The organism is Paenibacillus sp. JCM 10914 (assembly GCF_001315105.1).
Taxonomy (GTDB): Bacteria; Bacillota; Bacilli; order Paenibacillales; family Paenibacillaceae; genus Paenibacillus_AQ.
In genome coordinates, this window is the sequence record NZ_BAZR01000018.1 from 73699 (window position 1) to 92143 (window position 18445).

Genomic DNA, 18445 nt, shown 5'->3' on the forward strand with positions numbered 1-18445 from the left:
ATCTAACAAAGCATCTTACGCAGTATCTTCCGCCAACGGTCTTGTGTGTCCAATGATGTATATTCCAGATGATGAAGCAGGTTACCATATGCATCGGCATTTAGATTGTTAATGACGTTAATCATCGTTTGTTCATCATTTACATGAGACAAAAAATGAACTAATTCATGCTGCATCAGTGGAATCCCCCTCAAAACACACATCCTTGTGGACAACTGAACTCATTTCATCTGCAGACAACCAGAAAAGGCGTCTTTCCCGTAAAAATACATAGGGAAAGACGCCTCCATAATTGTGCAAATTATGACGGTTCATCTAACACCTCCCTATCTCCCGTAGGTACAGTAGTGCTGTCAGAACAGGCAGGTCTCCTGGCTCCGGTATCGTCACATGACAGCGGCCTTCCCGATCGATCTCAATCAGTGGCTGAATAGGCTGCCTGCTCCTCCGTTACAGTGGCGGGACCGCGTCGGTATCGCACCGACTTCCCTTTTAAGTCTGGCCAGCAAGCATTATTGCAGCCAGACACCTGTTCCCGATATGCAGTTCGGGTATTTTATATCAATTTACATCTTACTAGACAATGAAAGGTAAACACAACTATTTCAATGCATAACTATGCAATACGGGGAAGTTCCGTATGTCACTGATCCTCAGTGAGAGAAAGATTTTTTTGGCGACAACCGCTCTAAAAATGCATTGACAATTTTAAACAATCACTGTAAATTAAATTTGTTATTGTTATTCCTATAAAAACGCTTGGTTTAGGAGGTTTATTGGTAAGATGGACAATGTTGAGAACAATTTATTGCTTGCCATCCAAACGAACTGGTTCAGTTTTGTAACTGCTGTGCTTGTTTTCGGCATTTTGTATGTACTGGCACGCAAGCGGGTCAGCTTTGGCGCCCGGGTGCTGATCGGACTTGGGATCGGCCTGCTTGTGGGCATTCTTCTTCAGAGCCTTGATCTGGATACGAAAGGAATTACCACGTTCGGCAGTATTTACGTCAGTCTAATCCGTATGCTCGTTATTCCGCTAGTATTCGTGCTCGTTCTAAACAGCATCGCATCGTTGACGAGTCTCGATTATTTACGAAAGATTGGCTTTAAGACGTTCGGCTGGTTTCTAGCCACAACGGGTATAGCATCAATAATCGGCCTGCTTGTCGCCCTGCTGTTCAACCCGGGAGCCGGTATTCAGCAGCAGACGCCGGAGGGTTTCCAAGCACGTGAAATTCCGACCTTCTCGCAAGTTATTCTGGACCTGGTTCCTTCCAACCCGATTAATGAAGCGGCGAATGGTAAAGTGGTGCCTCTGCTTATATTCGCATTATTCCTGGCCGTTGCCATTATTAAGGTCGGCTCCAAGAACGCCGATGCCGTCAAGCCTGTGCGCGACCTTATCCATTCGTTGACCCAAGTGCTGCACCAGGTTGTGAAATACGTTATCCGGCTCACGCCGTACGGCGTGTTCGCGCTAATTGCCGGCATCACGGCGCGCTATGGCTGGGACACACTGCAGGAGTTAGGCAGTGTAATCATCACTTCGTACGTCGCACTTATTATTCACTTTGTGTTCGTATTCGGAGCGCTCGTGCTGCTGGTGGCAAAGGTGAATCCGATTCGCTTCTTCCGGAAAATTTACCCGATGCTCGTCGTCGCGTTCACAACCCGCAGCAGCTATGCAACACTGCCCGTTAATCTGGAGGTTATTACGAAGAGGCTGCATGTCTCTCCGCGAATTGCGAGCTTCGTTGCTCCGCTGGGTGCCTCCGTCAACTTCAACGGTTGCGGTGGCGTATGGCCGGCGATTGTAGCTGTGTTTACAGCTGAAATCTTCAATATTAATCTGACCATAACCGATTACATCATTCTGGTGCTCGTCAGCATTATCTCATCGATCGGCGTTGCCGGCGTTCCCGGACCCGCCGTCATCTCCACAACAGTTGTGCTCACCGCAATGGGCCTGCCACTCGAAGGCATAGCCATCGTAGCGGGTGTAGAAGCGCTCATTGATATGGGACGCACCGCCGTCAACGCTACGGGAACGACCGTCACCTCGCTGCTCGTGGCGAATTCCGAAGGCGAATTCGACCGCGAGAAGTTCAACAGCGATGATGATGACGAGGAGCTTGCCATAAGCCCTGTGTAACAGGCGGCATGCACCTGCTGCGTCACACTCCTTGCTCACGACCGGGCACCGGGATCGGTTACACTTTGCCGCCCCGGCGTCCGCTCCACGCTATAACCTCCGAACGCTTGCTTTTGGCAGCGGTCCGGAGGTTTTTTTCAATTTTTTCAATGCAGCAGCTCCCACGATCCATTAAACCCAAGATGCCATCTTCTTATTTCGCGCGTACTCATAACTGTTTGAAATAATCTTGAACAAATTCCTTGAATTTTATTGCGACCTTCGTCATGTACCGGTTGCTATACCATGAGATCTCGATGGTTCTGGTGCTTATTGGTTCTTCGATGGGAATGAGAACGACCGAAGATCCCTGAGAGCCGCCCCACGTAACAGATGGGATAAAGGAAACGCCCAGCCCCGAATGGACTAGGCTGCGAACCATTGAAGGTTCGTCGCATTCATATATAATTCGAGGCGTAAAGCCAGCCGCTCGACAGAGAGAATCCGTCGTTTCGCGGAGTTGTTTGCCGGGCTTTAAACTAATAAAACCGTCTTCTGAAAGTTCGGACAGTCGAATGCTACCACGATCAGCCAGCCTATGGTCACTTGGGACGGCGAGCATGATCTCTTCCGTTAATAAAGAAATCGACTCGGTTCCCGGCATGCTGAACGAAGATGAAGAAATGCACAGATCAAAAGCTGGAGGTTTGTAGTGATCCTGATCATGCTGTAGCAGCTTGAACTCGGTTTCCGGGTATAGCTGCCGAAATAAAGTGATCATATCTGGAAGCAAATAGGAAGCCACTTGAATGAATATAACGACGGTTCCTGTCGGTCTTTCGGCCAGATCGAGAAGCTCCGATTTTCCATCCTCTAACGTTTGAAGCGCCAAGTCTACCTTTGCAAGAAACCGTCTCCCATATTCATTTAATCGAATGTATTTCCCCGTGCGATCAAATAATCTGATTGTTAATTCTTTTTCGAGATTCCCGATCATTTTACTTAGTGCAGGTTGAGAGACTTGCAGCATTTCGGCCGCTTTGGTCATATTCTCTAGTCGCGCAACCGTTTGAAAGTACCGAAGTGAAAGTAAGTCCATCGTGATCCCCCTCTATTTATAACCGTTTGGTTATAAATTCTATACAAAACAATATATTTTTCATTATTATGGCAGAACCCTATAATAAAGAGAAGTAAGAAGTAAAGCGGAGGTAGTTATATGAACACGAAAGAAAAAAGGGATGAAACGATAACAATTGCTAGCGGGCAGCTTAAAGGCATACGGCAGACAGAGATTGACGCGATTGCATGGTTAGGGATTCCTTATGCTTTACCTCCAGTGGATAAACTACGATGGAAAGCGCCTCGCGAAGTTAAACCATGGACTGGCATATTGCCTGTACGCGAATTTAGCAATAGTAGCTTCCAGATGATTCAAGGGGTACCAAGCGGCAGCGAAGATTGTTTGTATGTGAACATTTGGCGACCCGATCATACCGATTCCGGCCTGCCCGTTTTCGTCTTCCTGCACGGGGGCGGTAACACAAATGGTTCAGGTAGCGATTTCCAAGGCGGGCAATTGGCTTGTGAAACGAACAGTATAGTCATCACCGTGAATTATCGTCTGGGTGCGATGGGGTTTTTCCGACATCCTGCGCTTCGAACCGGCGATCCTTTGGATGACTCGGGGAACTACGGTCTTCTCGATATTATTCATGCTCTGAAATGGGTACAGACGAATATCGTTGCCTTCGGCGGAAATCCGGAAAATGTTACGTTGGCTGGTCATTCTGCTGGTGCAAGAAATGCATTAGCCGCTTATCTTTCACCTCTAAGCGAAGGACTTTTTCACAAGCTGTGTGCGATGAGTGGAGGCTTAACGACGGCAACCCCAGAACAAGGAGAAGCAAAGGCAAACGATATCCTAGCCTCATTATTAATGGAAACTGGGTTGGCCAACAATATCGAAGAAGCCATAGACTGGATTTCAACGCAATCTGCAGCTGCCATTTCTGACTACCTCATGGGTCAAAAGGCCATTCTCTTTGCAGCAACAATCGGCGAGACCGGTCTAAGAATGGCTGCATTTCCTCATTTGTTCGAAGATGGCACGGTCATTCCAAGAGAAGGCTTCGAAAATCTTAAACACCGAATTCAACCTTGCATGCCGATTATCCTAGGGAGCACTGCTAGCGAATTTTCCGGATTTGCATCGATGGACCCGTATCTCCTGCACCAAGTACAACACGGACAATTAGCCGAAAATGCGGAGCAAAAAAAGTTATACGAAGCTGTCGTTCAATATGGAAGCGAACTGTATGCGGCGTTTAATGTAGAGCAAGTTGCGGAGAAATTAATACGCTCGATCCCCGAATTGCCGATTTACGCTTACCGTTTCGGCTGGGGGTTGCATGACGCGTTATCGATCCCGCCATTCGTTCTCTGATTGGAGCTCCTCATGGAGCGGATATCCCTTCTATACGGGTGACTTCTCAGGTGTCATGCAAAACTTTCCCGAAGGCGTCATTTCTGAACGTAACAATCCTGGGCGTAAAATGCTCTCTTCCCTCATGCGTAGTTATTTACGATGTTTCTTATATTCGGGAGATCCTAACGGTAAAGAACTGCCTGATTGGCAACGGTGGACCAACGGTTCTCGGTCTGCCGAAATCCTCTCTCTCGATGCAAGCGAGGAACAAGCGATTGTTCAATTGATCCAGAAGCTTACATCAAACGATATCCTGGCTAGAATGGAAGAAGACACCCGGTTCACGGAAGAACAGCGCATCTGGCTTAAAAAGTATCTATTTGCAGGTCGCTTCTTCTGGAAGGATTAACTGAATTCGGTCACTGGAAGGGACGTGCTACGTGCTAACTTACTTACTACTATTGGGCATCGGACTAATGGCCGGCATCTCTGGATCATTGGTCGGACTAGGCGGCGGCTTCATCGTTGTGCCTGCTCTCGCCTTCTTATTTCCTGATATGCCACCGGCACAATTAGCGGGTACATCCATGGCGATGCTCCTATGTAATTCCATCTCAAGTACTTATGTGTATGCCAAGCAGAAGAGAATTGATTATCAAGCAGCCATCCGATTCGCTGCCGCCTCCATTCCCGGTTCGGTCATAGGCGCTGTTTTTGCGGAGCATGTGAAAGGGAAATTCTTTTTCATAAGTTTCGGCATTATTCTGATTTTTATGGCCTTAGTGCTCCTATTTAAGCCCAATAAGCCGATTCATTGGCCATTTAAACCAACGGTGAACCGGAGCTTTATCGATAGTAACGGCGAACGGTTCGATTATGCCTACCACATGCCTACCGGCATCATCATCAGTTTTCTTGTCGGCTTCATGGCAAGCTTGTTTGGGATCGGGGGCGGCAGTTTCATGATTCCGACGATGACATTGTTGCTCTCCTTCTCACCTCATATTGCTGTTGCCACTTCCATGCTTCAAATTTTTCTATCTGCTATTGTAAGTACGTCGGTGCATGCTGTCTTATTGAATATTGACTGGTTTATGGTGTTAGCCCTAGCCCCGGGTGCTATAATCGGTGGTCAAATCGGCGCGCGACTTGCCAAACGCCTCCCTGCCAGGCTGCTCCTAAAAATATTAGCGCTATTTCTAATCGTGGTTTCGATCCGGCTGATGATGAAGGGTTAGGAGATTGGCACAATAAGTACATTCACCGGAAATTCATGTATTTGTTTTGATTAAAAACATAAGAATGAACCAAGGGAGGAAACGGATATGCACGCAAACGAGGAAATCAACGCGGAAGAAGGAATGGAAGACATTACAGGTATTACTTGTATTTATGTCCCAGTAAATGATGTTTACGATTCTATGAAATGGTACCAAAAGAATTTAGGGTGCCAACCTGCAAACAACGACCGTGTTGAACCTGGAATGGAGATGGCTGTTTTGAATTTTCCCGATCGGAATGGAAACCTGCCCTCACCTGGTTTAAGGCAAGTCGTACCTGCTCTGCTCCTTGACGGTAACATATGGGAAGTCTGGCAACCCTAATTGCTATTTTAATAACCTCGTATATACGACTAGTCTCTTTTCATGTTCGCCCTTTACACGATTGTACTTTCCTGTACATGTTATTAAATTTAATTGTTCCATATCAGTATCGCCGAATATTCTTTCGATTGGCGCTTCGGCTGTAGGATAAGATTCAACAGCCACGACTTTGAAGACGAGGTAATTTCCTTCATTGTCTGATAACACCACGGGTTCCCCAGGTTTTATCTTTTTGAGCGGGTAAAAAACCGCGGGGCCCGTATAGTTGTCTACATGCCCTGCTAAAATAGCATTTCCTTTTTGTCCAGGCAAAATGCCATCTACAAATACTCCAGCAACTTTGCTTGATACGGGTACTTCCATTTGCCCGTTCTCTAACAGTCCTACGGGTTCAACAGGGGCCTTAATACCAACCGATGGAATCCAAATTTGCTTCGGTTTTATAAATACAGATTGGTCATTTAATAAGTTCTCCTCTTTTTCCTTTTCTGAATTCTTCACAGTTATACCTTGTTCTATTTTACCCTCTGGAATTTCTCTGGAAGAAGACGATCCGGATTGAGGCAATGGAGATTGAGCAGTATTCTCCCTCAGTTCAATAGATTGCAACGCATGATATTGATATCCTGAGAACAATAGAACAGGAATGGAGATAATTATTAATAACGTTAATTTTCGTTTATCATTCACAAGGATCATCCTCTGTTAAAAGAAAAGAGGAAAACATAATTCTCCTCTTTTCAATCATAATCTTATTCGCTTACGCCGCCATATCCCGTTTTGGGTAATGCTTTTGGCTTAATGCTCTTGGTGTGCACTTTATGTGCTTTGCTTTTAGCTCGCATCTTGTGTTCTTTAGCTTCGTGTTTCTTAACATGTGCTTTGTGTTCTTTAGCTTCATGTTCTTTGACATGCACTTTGTGCTGATGTTTTTCCACAGGTGCTGCGGATGCAGTTAATGCCGAAGATGAAAGAAACAAACAAGTTGACAAGGCAAATATTGTCGCTTTTTTCATTGTGAAATTCCTCCCTTTTTTTGTTTTCCCCGATTTAATTATCTACACTGTTGTATCAAGTTATTGATGGTAATTTACACCTTTATAGCCTATTAGCCATTGCAACGTAAATAAGATGGCCTCTGACAAGATCAGAGGCCATCTTATAAAAATGTTAACTAAGACTGCTTTATGGGAGACTTAAGACTGATTTTTTTGTTTTTCACCATCTTTTGCTTTTTCGTTGATATATTTGTTGAAGTACTCTTCTTGCTTTTTGGGGGTGATGATAAGCCTCGATTATCTAGATACTGTAACTCATTAAAAAGACTACTTATTTTTTTCATTTGTTTTCCCCTCTCCATGAACCAAAACGATTATGGTGTACTCTCATTCTCTAATGTAATGTATTCATGTCAAGGCAACGAAGTTCTAAACCTTTATGACTATTTGGTAATGAATAAGTCCGTATATCAAAAAAGCCGCTAAATTAGCGACTTTCAATGGGACAATGTTCTTGTCTCTTCACATTTTCATATCGGGATTTCAGGTTTGTATTTGTATCGAAGACCATTTTATTTTGGATGATCCAGTTGTTTCAATTGATTTTCCGCTTCCTTTACTAGAAATCCATATTCTTTGCTATCTTGGTAGGAGTTAATTACATGATGAAGAGCAAGTTTGTATGCCGTTTCATATGCTTCACTTTGAGATGTCTTAACATCAGGCGTCACGCCAGTTCCCTCCCAATTGGTTTGAGTAATGGGATTAATCGCTCGTCCATCAGGAACAAAGACGCTAATGTGTTTCGTTAATTGATGAATGTCACCTGGGTTGGCTCCTCCAGCCGAAACCTCTCCGACGATGGTTGCCCGCTTTAAGTTTTTCAGATTATATGTAAATTCTTCAGCAGCGGAAAATGTTCTGTGGCTCGTTAAAATAAATACAGGTTTGTTTGCATAACGTTTCCCAGGAACATAAGCTAGCGTCCAAGACTGGCTTAAATCATCATTCGCTCTCGAATAGAAACTGTTTAAGTGGAAAGGTTCGGAATCATATAAATAACTGGTTATCAAGGCGACCATCGCAGGACTTCCACCGCCGTTGTTTCGTACATCAAAGATAAGGGCGTCCGTATTAGCCACCAAATTCATTGCATTCACTGCGGCCTCCCCTGCAAACTCAGGATCGTGAAAACCTCGCAGATCAATATAGCCGATATTCCCTTTAAGCCGTTCAATTCTGTGAAATCCAAAATTATCAATCTTTGCATGAAGAAAATCTTCCGCCCTTTGTTCTTTCTCGCTAATCTTGAGATCGATAGATTTCTCTTGTTCCGTGTATCGCAATTTCAAATGCTTATCGTTGCTTATTTCCCAAAGATCTTTCGTAATTTGTTCACAAAAAGCTTCGGGGGTTTCAATCTCCTCATAATCTTTTCTCATTAACTTTTGTTCCAAATGAATCCCCAATTCTTTGGCAATATCGGGAAACACATAATAATGATTTAATGTTTTGGCTAATGAACGTATAACCTCTTCATGAGTCCAACCGCTCGTCTTATTCACTTGCATAAGAATCATTCCCTTCTAATTGATAACACTATTAAATCTGACATCACGAGATAATTCATCACAATTCGTCACCACTCGCAAAAATCCATATACAGTAATTTATACCATCAAAATTATCATAGCGCAACGAACAGAAGTTGCCTGCGTCTAATAGTTGGTTGAAATATGAAAGGAGTTGAATGAGAAAGATGACAACATCATTTTCACATAAGCCCGAAGGATACGAATGTCCGTTTTGTCGCATTTCGGGTATCGAGCGACCTAATCAGGGAACAAAACAGAGGGACATTATCTATCAGAATGAAAAGGTAACGGCATTTATAGCGAGTAAATGGTGGCCAAACAATAAAGGACATGTTCTTGTTGTTCCAAATCAACATTTCGAGAACATCTTTGAACTTCCTGCGGAGTATGCTGCTGAAATTCACCGCGCGGCTCAGCTTACAGCGTTTGCAATGAAAGGTGCATATGGATGTGATGGGATTTCTACGCGGCAACATAATGAGCCTGCTGGCAATCAAGACGTGTGGCATTATCATCTTCATGTTTACCCTAGATATGTGGATGATCAACTTTATCTGACAAAGGGTTCTCCATCCGATCCAGATGAACGCTCTGTCTATGCTGATAAGTTGCGTTCCTGGATAAAGAAAACCTGAGATTACGAGAGACTATAGTTTTCTCCCCAATGCCAGAAAGCGGAGTTGGTTGTCTATTCGGCGACAACACACTTTGATAATTTGTGTATCGTTTTCATCATAAATCGTACTCCCTTTCTCTCATAAGAGGCGTCATTAAAGGTTCCAATTAAATATGCCTCTGTTTGCGGATGATAGAACATAAACGCTCCTGTTGCACCGGCATGCCCCCATGCATTAAATACCTTGGGCATCAGTAACGGCACGGTTATAAACTGCATGACGCCGTAGCCGTAGTCTATGCCTATCCCGTATTTAGCTCGGTCACTCATCATTTGTTCAATCGTTGCTCTTGTCAATAATGTATGGTTAACCAGAGATTTCATGAATTTTAGCAAGTCTTCATTTGGCGCTACGACACCGCCGCCGGCATAATCAAGACCCGCATAGCCCTTGTATTCATTTAACTTATGACCCCGAAAGTAAAAGTCCGCCATTGGATACGGACAGGGTGCCATAGAATCTGAATAGTGAAGCATGGAGGAATGCAGCATGCCTACGGGTTCGAAGATATATTGTTTGAGTGCAACATGAAACGGCGAATTCGTAACGCTTTCAATGATGAGTCCTAGAAGGTGATAGTTTGTATCTGTATACTTAAACCCTTTTCCTGGAGGGAAATGTGAGGTCAGATGCTCCTTCCCCCAGATGATGGCTTCCCTTGGACTTATATCGAATGCCGGATTAGCAATGAGTTTATCAAGCAGCGGCCAGAAATTATCAAATAGTCCCGATGTTTGATTTAGTAGATGTCTGATATTAATTTCATGCGTATAATCCGTATCTTTATAAATATGAAGCTTTTCCAGTAATAGAGTGTCCAAATAATCTGCAATGGGATCGTCAAAAGATAATGTTCCTTGTTCAACCAAAATGGCTACCAGCACCGAAGTGAAAATTTTGCCTACGCTCGCCATGTAATTGGGCTGCTGTGGATAAGCGGAAGTGCCATGATTCTTGGAGCCCTCCGCGATATTAAGATGAATCCCCAATTTTTCGGAATGAATGAGTAAATAAGCGCTCCTTAACTTGGAATCTGTTTGTACTTGCTTTCGAAAAGCATTTTCAATCGACAATGTAACCTGCTCAGCGGATTGTCGCAATAAAATTACCCTCCTTATCAAGTTCCCCCATTATCCTTGCCTCATTATCATCTATATTAAACACTTTCCAATGGCATTCTACTTTGGCACCGAATCCGTAGCATGGGTACTTTAACTGCATCATCATCTAAAGTAGTTTTTTCTTCATAAATTCACACAACAAGCCGTAGATGAACGAATGTCCATTTACGGCTAATAGCATGAATACAACCTTTGAGGTTCATGTTTGCATAGCTATAATTAAATTAACCAAGCAGATTCCTTCAGACCAGGCTCACGTTCCCACCTCTAAAGCTTGCAGCTGGATGGGAATCCGACAGTAGCCTCGCGCCGGTTCCGAACAATCGCTCACGCATCGTCCCTTCTTCGTAATCCTTGCGATAAATACCTCTACGCTGCAGCTCGGGGACAACCCCTTCCACGAAATCTTCCAGTGTTCCAGGAGAGAGAACCTGCATGATATTAAAGCCGTCAAGGCCGATCTCATCCGCCAGTTGCTCCAATCGGTCAGCAACTTCTATCGGTGTTCCTACAGCCATAAACCCCATGCTGCCGACGCTGCTTAGCGAAGAAATGATATCCTTGACCGACTTGGGATTCAGCGCCTTCTTGGAGAAGCGCTCGGATATGGATTGCACAAAATTGTTACCTGTACCGTCGAAGTAATCTTGGGCATATGACGCCAGATCATAGCCGGAACTGGAACTAAAATGAACCAGGCCGCCTTCGTGCAAATAGTAGGAATTGAGCTCAGCGAGCTTACGCAGCGCCTCCTCGTGGTTGATCCGACAATCGGTGTGATACCGGTGAAAAACTTCAGCAATGCCGGATCGCGGCCTTCTTGTTCCGCTTGCCGCCTGATATCGCCGATCTGCTTTTTCATCAAGGTAGTATCCGTACCTGTAATAAATACACCTTCGGCATGGCGGGCAGCGAACACTTTCCCCCTCTGCGAAGTTCCTGCTTGATAGAGCACCGGGGTCCGCTGTAAAGAAGGCTCACTCAAATGTGGGCCCTGCACATTAAAATACTTTCCTTTGTGCTGAATCGAACGGATCTTGGCGGGATCGGAATACATACCATTGTTCCTATCAATCACAACGGCGTCATCCTGCCAACTTCCTTCCCACAGTTTGTAGACGACTTCAAGATACTCGTCAGCCATATCGTATCGTTCATCATGACCGACCATCGTATCCAGTCCGAAATTTTGCGCCGCATTGGGAAGGTAGGAGGTGACGATGTTCCATGCCATGCGGCCCTTGGTCAAATGGTCCAACGTCGACATTCTCCGCGCAAAAGCAAAAGGAGATTCATATGTTGTGGCTGATGTCACAACAAAGCTCAAATGTTTCGTAACGGACGCCATCGGCGGGATCACCAGAAACGGATCATTCGCCGGAATCTGCACGGCATTGCGGACGGCCGATTTCTTACTTTCGCCATACACATCATAGATGCCTAATACATCGGCCATAAACACCGCGTCGAATTTACCTCGTTCCAGGAGCACAGCCAGTTCGGTCCAAAAGGATAAATCCGTATAACGCCGCCGTTGATCGGCAGGATGCGCCCATAATCCATGGGACAGATGCCCTAAACAATTCATCTCAAACAAATTCAGGTGCAGCTTTTTGCTCATGATCCGGCTCTCCTCTCTTCACAAATTGAATTGACGTTCAGGCAGCACTCCGTTTAAATACCAGTTGCCCACGTGATACTCTTTCCAGCGCACGGGATCGTGCAGCGTATGGATACGTGCATTTCGCCAATGGCGATCGTAATTGTACTTCTCATCCATTGAGGAGGTCCCCGCCAGTTCAAAAAACGCGTTCGTCAATTCGATAGCCGTATCGGTAGCCACTACTTTCAGTGAGGCGACAAGCAGTGACGTATGCTGGACCATCTTCGTAATTTGTTCCTTCTTCTGCTCCAGCTCATGGCGGATCAGTTCATTCTCCCGATCAATGGAACGCGCACACTGCTCCAGAAGCGCCTCAGCCGCGTTCAGGCGGATTCCGAGCTCGCCGAAGCGGTGCACGAGATAAGTGTCTTCAATCGGCTCCGATTCATCGCCGTTCAGGTTCCTTACGTACTCTGCCGCCTCCTCTAATGCTGCCCTTGCAATGCCCACATCTACCGCAGCGTGCATAATCTGGCTAAACGCTCCGGAATAGTAAGACATGTCGAATCGTTTACCGTGTGCCAATACCCACTCTTCCGCAACCTCGACTTGATCAAACCGTACCGTGCCGCTCGCGGTTGTTCGTTGGCCGATGCCTGACCAATCGTCGATCACCGTAACGCCGGCGGCATGGCGGGGAACGAAGGCAACGATTGTTTGTTCATCTTCATTGGCGGCCAGCACCGGTATCCATGCTGCGAACAGAGCGCCAGTAGCGTAGTATTTTCTCCCATCCAAGAGGTATCCGCCTTTGTCGTTCTTCCGCAACCGGGTTTGCATCCGCAGAACGTCTTTCATCTGCTTCACGCCCTTCACGCCCCGCTCCGACATCGCATTACCGAACTGCGTGCCTTCCAGAACCTGTGAGAAGAAAAACGTCTTCTGCTCTTCGGTTCCTAACATCTCCAGCATCTGAATGCACATATGATGATTTTGCGGAATTTGTCCGATCGAGGAATCGGCCTGCGAAATGATTCTGAATATTTCCGTCAAGGTGACGACGGAGACTCCGGGCCCGCCATAAGCCTTTGGCACAAACACTCCTAGCAGCCCGCTCTCAACGAGCAGTCGTATTTCATCAAACGGCAGCCTGCGTTCCCGATCCCGTTGCGAAGCTTCCATACCGATGATCGTCGCGTACTCCCGGGCCACCTGCAATGCCTCTTCGTCAGTTCTTATTCTTCTTGCGGTTACACTACTTGGATTGAGGTATTGCGTCATGGCCGAGTTCCCTCCTTGATATATGGATTGCCCGATGCTCCGCCGGCAGCTTCCCATCCTGTCCGCCGAATAAACGTTGGCGAAGCGTCGACTCCGTCCCGTACTCCCGGCGATAGATGCCTCTTTGCTGCAATATCGGTATCACTAGTTCTATAAAATCCTGAAGTGTGCCAGGAGTGACAACCTGCGTTAAATTAAAACCGTCAAGCCCCGTCTCCACCATCCATTGTTCCATCCTGTCAGCGACCTCTTCTGGGTCTCCGACGATAAGCAAGCCGCGGCTGCCAATGCTGCTTAGTGCCTTTTTAATCTCTCCTACGGTCTGTGGCTTGACGGCATCCTTCGTGAACAGAGCGGCGAGCGATTGACCGTGGTCAGTTGGAACATACTCTAAATACTCGTCGTCGGAATAAGCGGACAGATCGTACCCGGTATTGGCGCTATAGTGCAAGAGTGCGCCTTCTTCGCTGAAGTAGGAAGAATAGTCGGCAAACTTTCTCTCAGCCTCTTCCTTCGTTCGTCCGGTGACCACGGTTAACAACCCATACGTCTTCACCTGCTCGGGTTGTCTGCCAAACGCTACCGCTTTCCTGCGGATTTCTTCCACATCGCGTCTGATGACGTCCGGACGATGGCCGCCGATAAATACACACTCCGCATGTTTTGCCGCAAACTCGCTGCCCTTGGCAGACGTACCTGCCTGATAGAGCAGCGGCGTACGCTGCGGGGAAGGCTCGCTCAGATGAGGCCCCGCGACGCTGAAATATTTCCCTTTATGATCGATGAAATGTACTTTGTCTGGATCGGTATAAAGATGGTTGTCCCAGTCTTTAACCACCGCGTCATCCTCCCAGCTCTGTTCCCACAGCTTGTAGCATACCTTGAGAAATTCGTCAGCAACTTCATAACGGTCATCATGCCCGACGGGCTTGTCGAGTCCATGATTGTTCGCAGCGCTTCGCAGCGTCGAAGTCACGACATTCCAGGCAATCCGTCCTTTGGTCAGATGATCAAGAGTAGACATGCGACGCGCAAAAGCAAAGGGCTGCTCATACGTCGTTGAAGCCGTCAGTGCAAAGCCCAGATGCTGCGTGACCGTTGCCATCGCGGGAATGATCATCATCGGGTCATTTGCCGGTATCTGCACGCCACGGCGGATGGCCGGGTCGTTCCCATTCCCATATACATCGTACACGCCAAGAACATCGGCTAGAAACAACGCATCGAACTTGCCTTTTTCAAGCAACTGCGCGAGCTCCAACCAGTAAGTAAGATCTTTGTACCGAGTACGCTCATCCTCCGGGTGTGCCCATAAGCCGTGCGCAAGGTGACCCGGACAATTCATTTCGAATGCGTTCAAATGAATTTGCTTTTTCATGTTTGGTGCCTCCTTGCTTGCGGATTCATCATCCGCCGTTTTATTCTTTCTTCCAAGTGAAGGCATCGCTGTAATCCTTCTCGATCAGAGTCTTCACATCCGTACTCTGGAACGCCTTCGCTACTTTTTGAATGTTGACGTCATTTTGATTATCCTTACGGGCTGTCAGGACAACGAAGAAATCGGAGCCGTGGATGTTGTTCTCCCTAATCAACGTATCCTTGGAAGGAACCAGCTTCGCCTGCAGCGCATAGGTGCCCATCATGGCAGTGAGATCAGAGTCGTTGTATGCTTGCGGCAGAAGCATCTGGTCGACCTCAACGATTTTATATTTTTTCTCATTCTCCACAATGTCTTGTTGTGAGCCGTGAACGCCGACGCCGTCCTTCAGCTTGATCAGCCCATGCTCGTGAAGAAGCGCGAGTGAACGCCCGCTGTTGCCGGGATCTGCCGGTATGGTGATGGTTGAGCCATCCGGCACTTCATCCATGCTTACGTATTTTTTGGAATACAGCCCGAAAATTCCGGTGAAAGTGTCGGCAATAGGCACTAAATCCATGCCGTTGCTGACGTTGAATTGCTCCAGATAGCTCAGCGACTGAAAGTAATTCAGGTCGATTTCCTTGTTATTTAGCGCCTGGTTCGGTATCGTTACATCGGTGAACGCCTTGATTTCGAGATGGATGCCTTCCTTCTTCAAATTTTCCTTTACCAGATTGACGATATCTCCGTAAGGGGGAAGATCGACGATCCCCAATTTGATCGTAACCGATTCATGTATCGTGGCTTCCTTGCCGGAATTTGCTTTGCCGCAAGCTCCGAGCACCATCATCGATAGGACAAGCAACGAGATCAGACCAACTCTGAGTTTCATTTAACACGGCTCCTTATCATTTACTGCTAGGGGTTCATGACTTGTATCGCGAAAGAAATTCATTATGAATAACTTGAAGGCTCCGGCCCCTTATCGTTCAAATGCCAATTCCCAACGGTACGAAGCTTGTAGTCTGCCGGATTGTGCAGCGTATGCGTTCTGACATTTCGCCAGAATCGGTCGAATCCATAGCTTTGCGCGGCTGAACGAGCCCCCATCACTTCGAAAAATCGGCTCGTGACCTCCAGGCTAACTTTACCTGCGAATACATTGGCCGCTGCTGCAAGGGCAGCAGCTTCGCCTCGTTCTTCCCAGGTCAGTAATTTGCCCTTCTCCCATATCTGATCGATGTTCGATAGAGAACGGTCAGCCAAACTCGCTGCCGCTTCGGTCTCTGTCCAATATTCGCCATAATGGCGAAGAATATATGGATCTTCGAAGGCGGAATCTACCCCCGACGTTCCCCAGGCTCGCGTCTTCTCGCGCGTGTAGCGTTTCCCTTCTTTCAGGGCTCCAAGGGCACACCCGATGAATATTTGCGTAAGCACGCTCTGTGATAAAATCGGCCCGATCGTACTAGCCGGAATATCTGGGTGAAAGGGTAGCGGCGATATTTCATCAGGATGGATGATGACATTATGGAATCTGACCGTGCCGCTGCCGGTCTGACGCTGTCCGATATGATCCCAATCGTCGTGAACCCTAACGCCTTCTCGTGCCGTGGGGATATTCGCTAGATAGCGTCTCTCTCCGTCAGAATCGGTCCATATCAGCGTAAGCACGTCGGAATCCGGCGAACCGGACGCGAACGACTTTGATCCGTTCGCGATGAAACCTTCATCCGGGAGATTCCGCTGCACAATGGCAAGACCTTGATCCAGGGGGTTGGCGGCATTGCCCCAGAACCAATCATTCGCTGCCGAGCGTTCCAGCAAGCGCTGGGCGTAATTCTGATCGGAGCCAAGCAGCGTATAAGTGATTGCCAGATTATGATAGCCAAACAAATGACCAAGCGATGAATCCGCTGTCGATAATACACGCGAAATAGTCATTACGGACGACCAAGGCAGACCCAAGCCGCCCCATTTTTGGGGAATCAGCGCATTTAATAATCCGCTTTTTCTCAGAGCATCTCTCTGTGCTTTCGGCGTTCCTCCCTTCTTGTCGCGTTCAGACGCATCCTCTTCGAAGTAACGGGCCAGTTCCTCCGCCTTATATATAAAATCCTTGCCTGCCGTCAGTTGACTCATCTTATATCCTATCCTCTCATCTATGGATTTACCGCTGCGCCACCTGTCGCTACAACCTTTTGTCCAGCTTGCGAACCAAATAGTTACCGATGAATTGCAGTAGCTGCACAAACACGACAATGATAATGATGGTGAAGGCCATAATATCGAACTGATATCGGTAATAACCGTAACGGATGGCAAAGTCGCCGATCCCGCCGCCTCCGACCATGCCGGCCATAGCCGAATACGATAGAAAGCTTACCGTGATAATGGTTATGGCACCCGCGATGCCTGACCGGGCTTCGCCGTACAGTACCTTCCATATGATCTGCACATGTGTCGCTCCCATCGATTCGGCAGCTTCGATCGTCCCCCGATTCACTTCAAGGAACGTCTGCTCAACCAGACGCGCAAAATAAGGAACCGCGCCCACGATCATCGGCACCGTGGCAGCCGTTGTGCCAATTGAAGTCCCCACGATAAACCGGGTTACCGGGATCAGCGCGACCAGCAGAATCAGGAACGGAAATGAGCGGACCAGATTCACGATGCCGTTCAGAACGAAGCTGATGAACGGTGCTTTGATCAGCGACCCAGGGCGGCAGTAGTACAGCAGCGTTCCAAGCGGGAGGCCCAGGACGATGGCGAACCCGACGGTAACGAACAGCATATAGAGCGTTTCGACCAAAGCTACCCGTATTTCGGGGAGGACGGCCACAATATTATCAAACATAGGCGAACTCACCTTCCACTACGGGAACTTTCTCTGCATGCAATATTTTCGCAATCGAACTCTGCGGCTCGTAATTTACGTCACGCATACTGAATTGCTCAATGATTCGACCATGCTCCATCACCGCCACCTTTTGACAGATCGACTTGACGACGTTCATCTCATGAGTCACCAGGACGATGGTTATGCCGAGCTTCTCGTTGATCTGCTTGAGATAGTAGAGAATGCTGCCTTTGGTTTGCGGATCGACGGCTGATGTCGGCTCGTCGCACAGCAACACCTCTGGGTTATTGGCAAGCGCTCGGGCAATGGCTACGCGCTGTTTCTGCCCGCCGCTCAGCTTGGCAGGATAAGCGCTTGCCTTATCCCGCAGATCGACGATGTCAAGGCACTCCAGAATGCGCTGGCTTCGCAGCTTCTTCGGAAATCCGGAGATCTCCAAAGGCAGCGATACATTCTCATACGCCGTTCGATTTGTCAGCAGGTTAAAGTGCTGAAATACCATAGCGGTTTTCATTCGCGACTTAAGCAGTCGCTTGCGAGAAAGATTCGTCAGATCCTCTCCGTCCAGGAGCACACTTCCGCTGTCGGGTTTCTCCAGAAGATTTATCGTACGCAGCAATGTCGACTTGCCAGCTCCGCTGAAACCGATAATCCCGTAAATATCGCCTTTCTCAATCTGCAAGGAAGCGGATGAGATGGCAGCTAGCGGCCCATCGGAAGTATTAAATGTCTTGCTTACGTTATTCAGGACAATCATGAATTCTCACACTCCCTTACTTGAGAAATA

General features: G+C 47.2%; 20 protein-coding genes and 1 riboswitch. Of the genes, 6 read left to right on the top strand and 14 right to left on the bottom strand.

Features of this window, described 5'->3' with window-relative positions:
* Positions 1-2: 2 nt before the first annotated feature.
* The gene (locus JCM10914_RS28975) at positions 3-176 is read right to left on the bottom strand and encodes a hypothetical protein (RefSeq protein ID WP_023963610.1); all 174 of its coding nucleotides are present in this window, start codon (positions 174-176) and stop codon (positions 3-5) included.
* Between the two features lie 167 nt (positions 177-343).
* Positions 344-548, bottom strand: a riboswitch (cobalamin riboswitch).
* Between the two features lie 236 nt (positions 549-784).
* Between JCM10914_RS28975 and JCM10914_RS18425 the strand changes: the two genes are divergently transcribed.
* Positions 785-2152 (top strand): dicarboxylate/amino acid:cation symporter, encoded by a 1368-nt coding sequence (locus JCM10914_RS18425; protein ID WP_023963612.1) that lies wholly within the window; start codon positions 785-787, stop codon positions 2150-2152.
* Positions 2153-2360: 208 nt separating this feature from the next.
* On the opposite strand, the gene JCM10914_RS18430 is transcribed toward JCM10914_RS18425, so the two are convergent.
* Complete coding sequence (locus JCM10914_RS18430) at positions 2361-3230, bottom strand: LysR family transcriptional regulator (RefSeq protein WP_023963613.1); 870 nt, start codon at positions 3228-3230, stop codon at positions 2361-2363.
* A gap of 120 nt (positions 3231-3350) precedes the next feature.
* Between JCM10914_RS18430 and JCM10914_RS18435 the strand changes: the two genes are divergently transcribed.
* From JCM10914_RS18435 to JCM10914_RS18450, 4 genes are all read left to right on the top strand, one after another.
* Positions 3351-4577 (top strand): carboxylesterase family protein, encoded by a 1227-nt coding sequence (locus JCM10914_RS18435; RefSeq protein ID WP_023963614.1) that lies wholly within the window; start codon positions 3351-3353, stop codon positions 4575-4577.
* On the top strand, positions 4543-4968 hold the full coding sequence (locus tag JCM10914_RS18440; RefSeq protein WP_052019868.1) for a hypothetical protein: 426 nt from the start codon (positions 4543-4545) through the stop codon (positions 4966-4968). Before JCM10914_RS18435 ends, JCM10914_RS18440 begins: the two co-directional genes overlap by 35 nt.
* 31 nt (positions 4969-4999) lie before the next feature.
* Entirely contained in the window at positions 5000-5797 is a 798-nt protein-coding gene (locus JCM10914_RS18445; RefSeq protein WP_052019870.1) for a sulfite exporter TauE/SafE family protein, read from the top strand.
* A gap of 87 nt (positions 5798-5884) precedes the next feature.
* Positions 5885-6163, top strand: coding sequence for a hypothetical protein (locus JCM10914_RS18450; protein WP_036718926.1), 279 nt, complete (start codon positions 5885-5887; stop codon positions 6161-6163).
* 3 nt (positions 6164-6166) lie between these two features.
* On the opposite strand, the gene JCM10914_RS18455 is transcribed toward JCM10914_RS18450, so the two are convergent.
* From JCM10914_RS18455 to JCM10914_RS18465, 3 genes are all read right to left on the bottom strand, one after another.
* Positions 6167-6853, bottom strand: coding sequence for a class F sortase (locus tag JCM10914_RS18455; protein ID WP_231638699.1), 687 nt, complete (start codon positions 6851-6853; stop codon positions 6167-6169).
* 62 nt (positions 6854-6915) lie between these two features.
* Positions 6916-7179, bottom strand: coding sequence for a hypothetical protein (locus JCM10914_RS18460; RefSeq protein ID WP_023963617.1), 264 nt, complete (start codon positions 7177-7179; stop codon positions 6916-6918).
* A gap of 554 nt (positions 7180-7733) precedes the next feature.
* Complete coding sequence (locus JCM10914_RS18465; RefSeq protein WP_023963618.1) at positions 7734-8732, bottom strand: S41 family peptidase; 999 nt, start codon at positions 8730-8732, stop codon at positions 7734-7736.
* Between the two features lie 188 nt (positions 8733-8920).
* Here JCM10914_RS18465 and JCM10914_RS18470 point away from each other — a divergent pair, with 188 nt between their 5' ends.
* On the top strand, positions 8921-9391 hold the full coding sequence (locus JCM10914_RS18470) for an HIT family protein (protein WP_036718932.1): 471 nt from the start codon (positions 8921-8923) through the stop codon (positions 9389-9391).
* Positions 9392-9444: 53 nt separating this feature from the next.
* On the opposite strand, the gene JCM10914_RS18475 is transcribed toward JCM10914_RS18470, so the two are convergent.
* The 9 genes from JCM10914_RS18475 to JCM10914_RS18510 form a co-directional block, all read right to left on the bottom strand.
* A complete protein-coding gene (locus tag JCM10914_RS18475) occupies positions 9445-10506 on the bottom strand; it encodes a serine hydrolase (RefSeq protein WP_231638700.1) in 1062 nt (353 codons plus the stop codon).
* A 290-nt stretch (positions 10507-10796) separates the two neighbouring features.
* Positions 10797-11171, bottom strand: a complete 375-nt coding sequence (locus tag JCM10914_RS31955) for a putative nitrilotriacetate monooxygenase component A, NtaA/SnaA/SoxA/DszA family (RefSeq protein ID WP_023963621.1) — start codon at positions 11169-11171, stop codon at positions 10797-10799.
* Positions 11132-12175, bottom strand: coding sequence for an NtaA/DmoA family FMN-dependent monooxygenase (locus JCM10914_RS18480; protein ID WP_023963622.1), 1044 nt, complete (start codon positions 12173-12175; stop codon positions 11132-11134). The genes JCM10914_RS31955 and JCM10914_RS18480 overlap by 40 nt, the downstream gene beginning before the upstream one ends.
* 18 nt (positions 12176-12193) lie before the next feature.
* Entirely contained in the window at positions 12194-13438 is a 1245-nt protein-coding gene (locus JCM10914_RS18485) for an SfnB family sulfur acquisition oxidoreductase (RefSeq protein WP_023963623.1), read from the bottom strand.
* Positions 13413-14816, bottom strand: a complete 1404-nt coding sequence (locus JCM10914_RS18490) for an LLM class flavin-dependent oxidoreductase (RefSeq protein ID WP_023963624.1) — start codon at positions 14814-14816, stop codon at positions 13413-13415. The genes JCM10914_RS18485 and JCM10914_RS18490 overlap by 26 nt, the downstream gene beginning before the upstream one ends.
* A 40-nt stretch (positions 14817-14856) precedes the next feature.
* On the bottom strand, positions 14857-15690 hold the full coding sequence (locus JCM10914_RS18495; RefSeq protein WP_023963625.1) for a MetQ/NlpA family ABC transporter substrate-binding protein: 834 nt from the start codon (positions 15688-15690) through the stop codon (positions 14857-14859).
* Positions 15691-15752: 62 nt separating this feature from the next.
* Complete coding sequence (locus JCM10914_RS18500; protein WP_023963626.1) at positions 15753-16940, bottom strand: acyl-CoA dehydrogenase family protein; 1188 nt, start codon at positions 16938-16940, stop codon at positions 15753-15755.
* 49 nt (positions 16941-16989) lie between these two features.
* Entirely contained in the window at positions 16990-17655 is a 666-nt protein-coding gene (locus JCM10914_RS18505; RefSeq protein WP_023963627.1) for a methionine ABC transporter permease, read from the bottom strand.
* Positions 17648-18415 (bottom strand): methionine ABC transporter ATP-binding protein, encoded by a 768-nt coding sequence (locus tag JCM10914_RS18510; RefSeq protein WP_023963628.1) that lies wholly within the window; start codon positions 18413-18415, stop codon positions 17648-17650. The genes JCM10914_RS18505 and JCM10914_RS18510 overlap by 8 nt, the downstream gene beginning before the upstream one ends.
* Positions 18416-18445 lie beyond the last annotated feature (30 nt).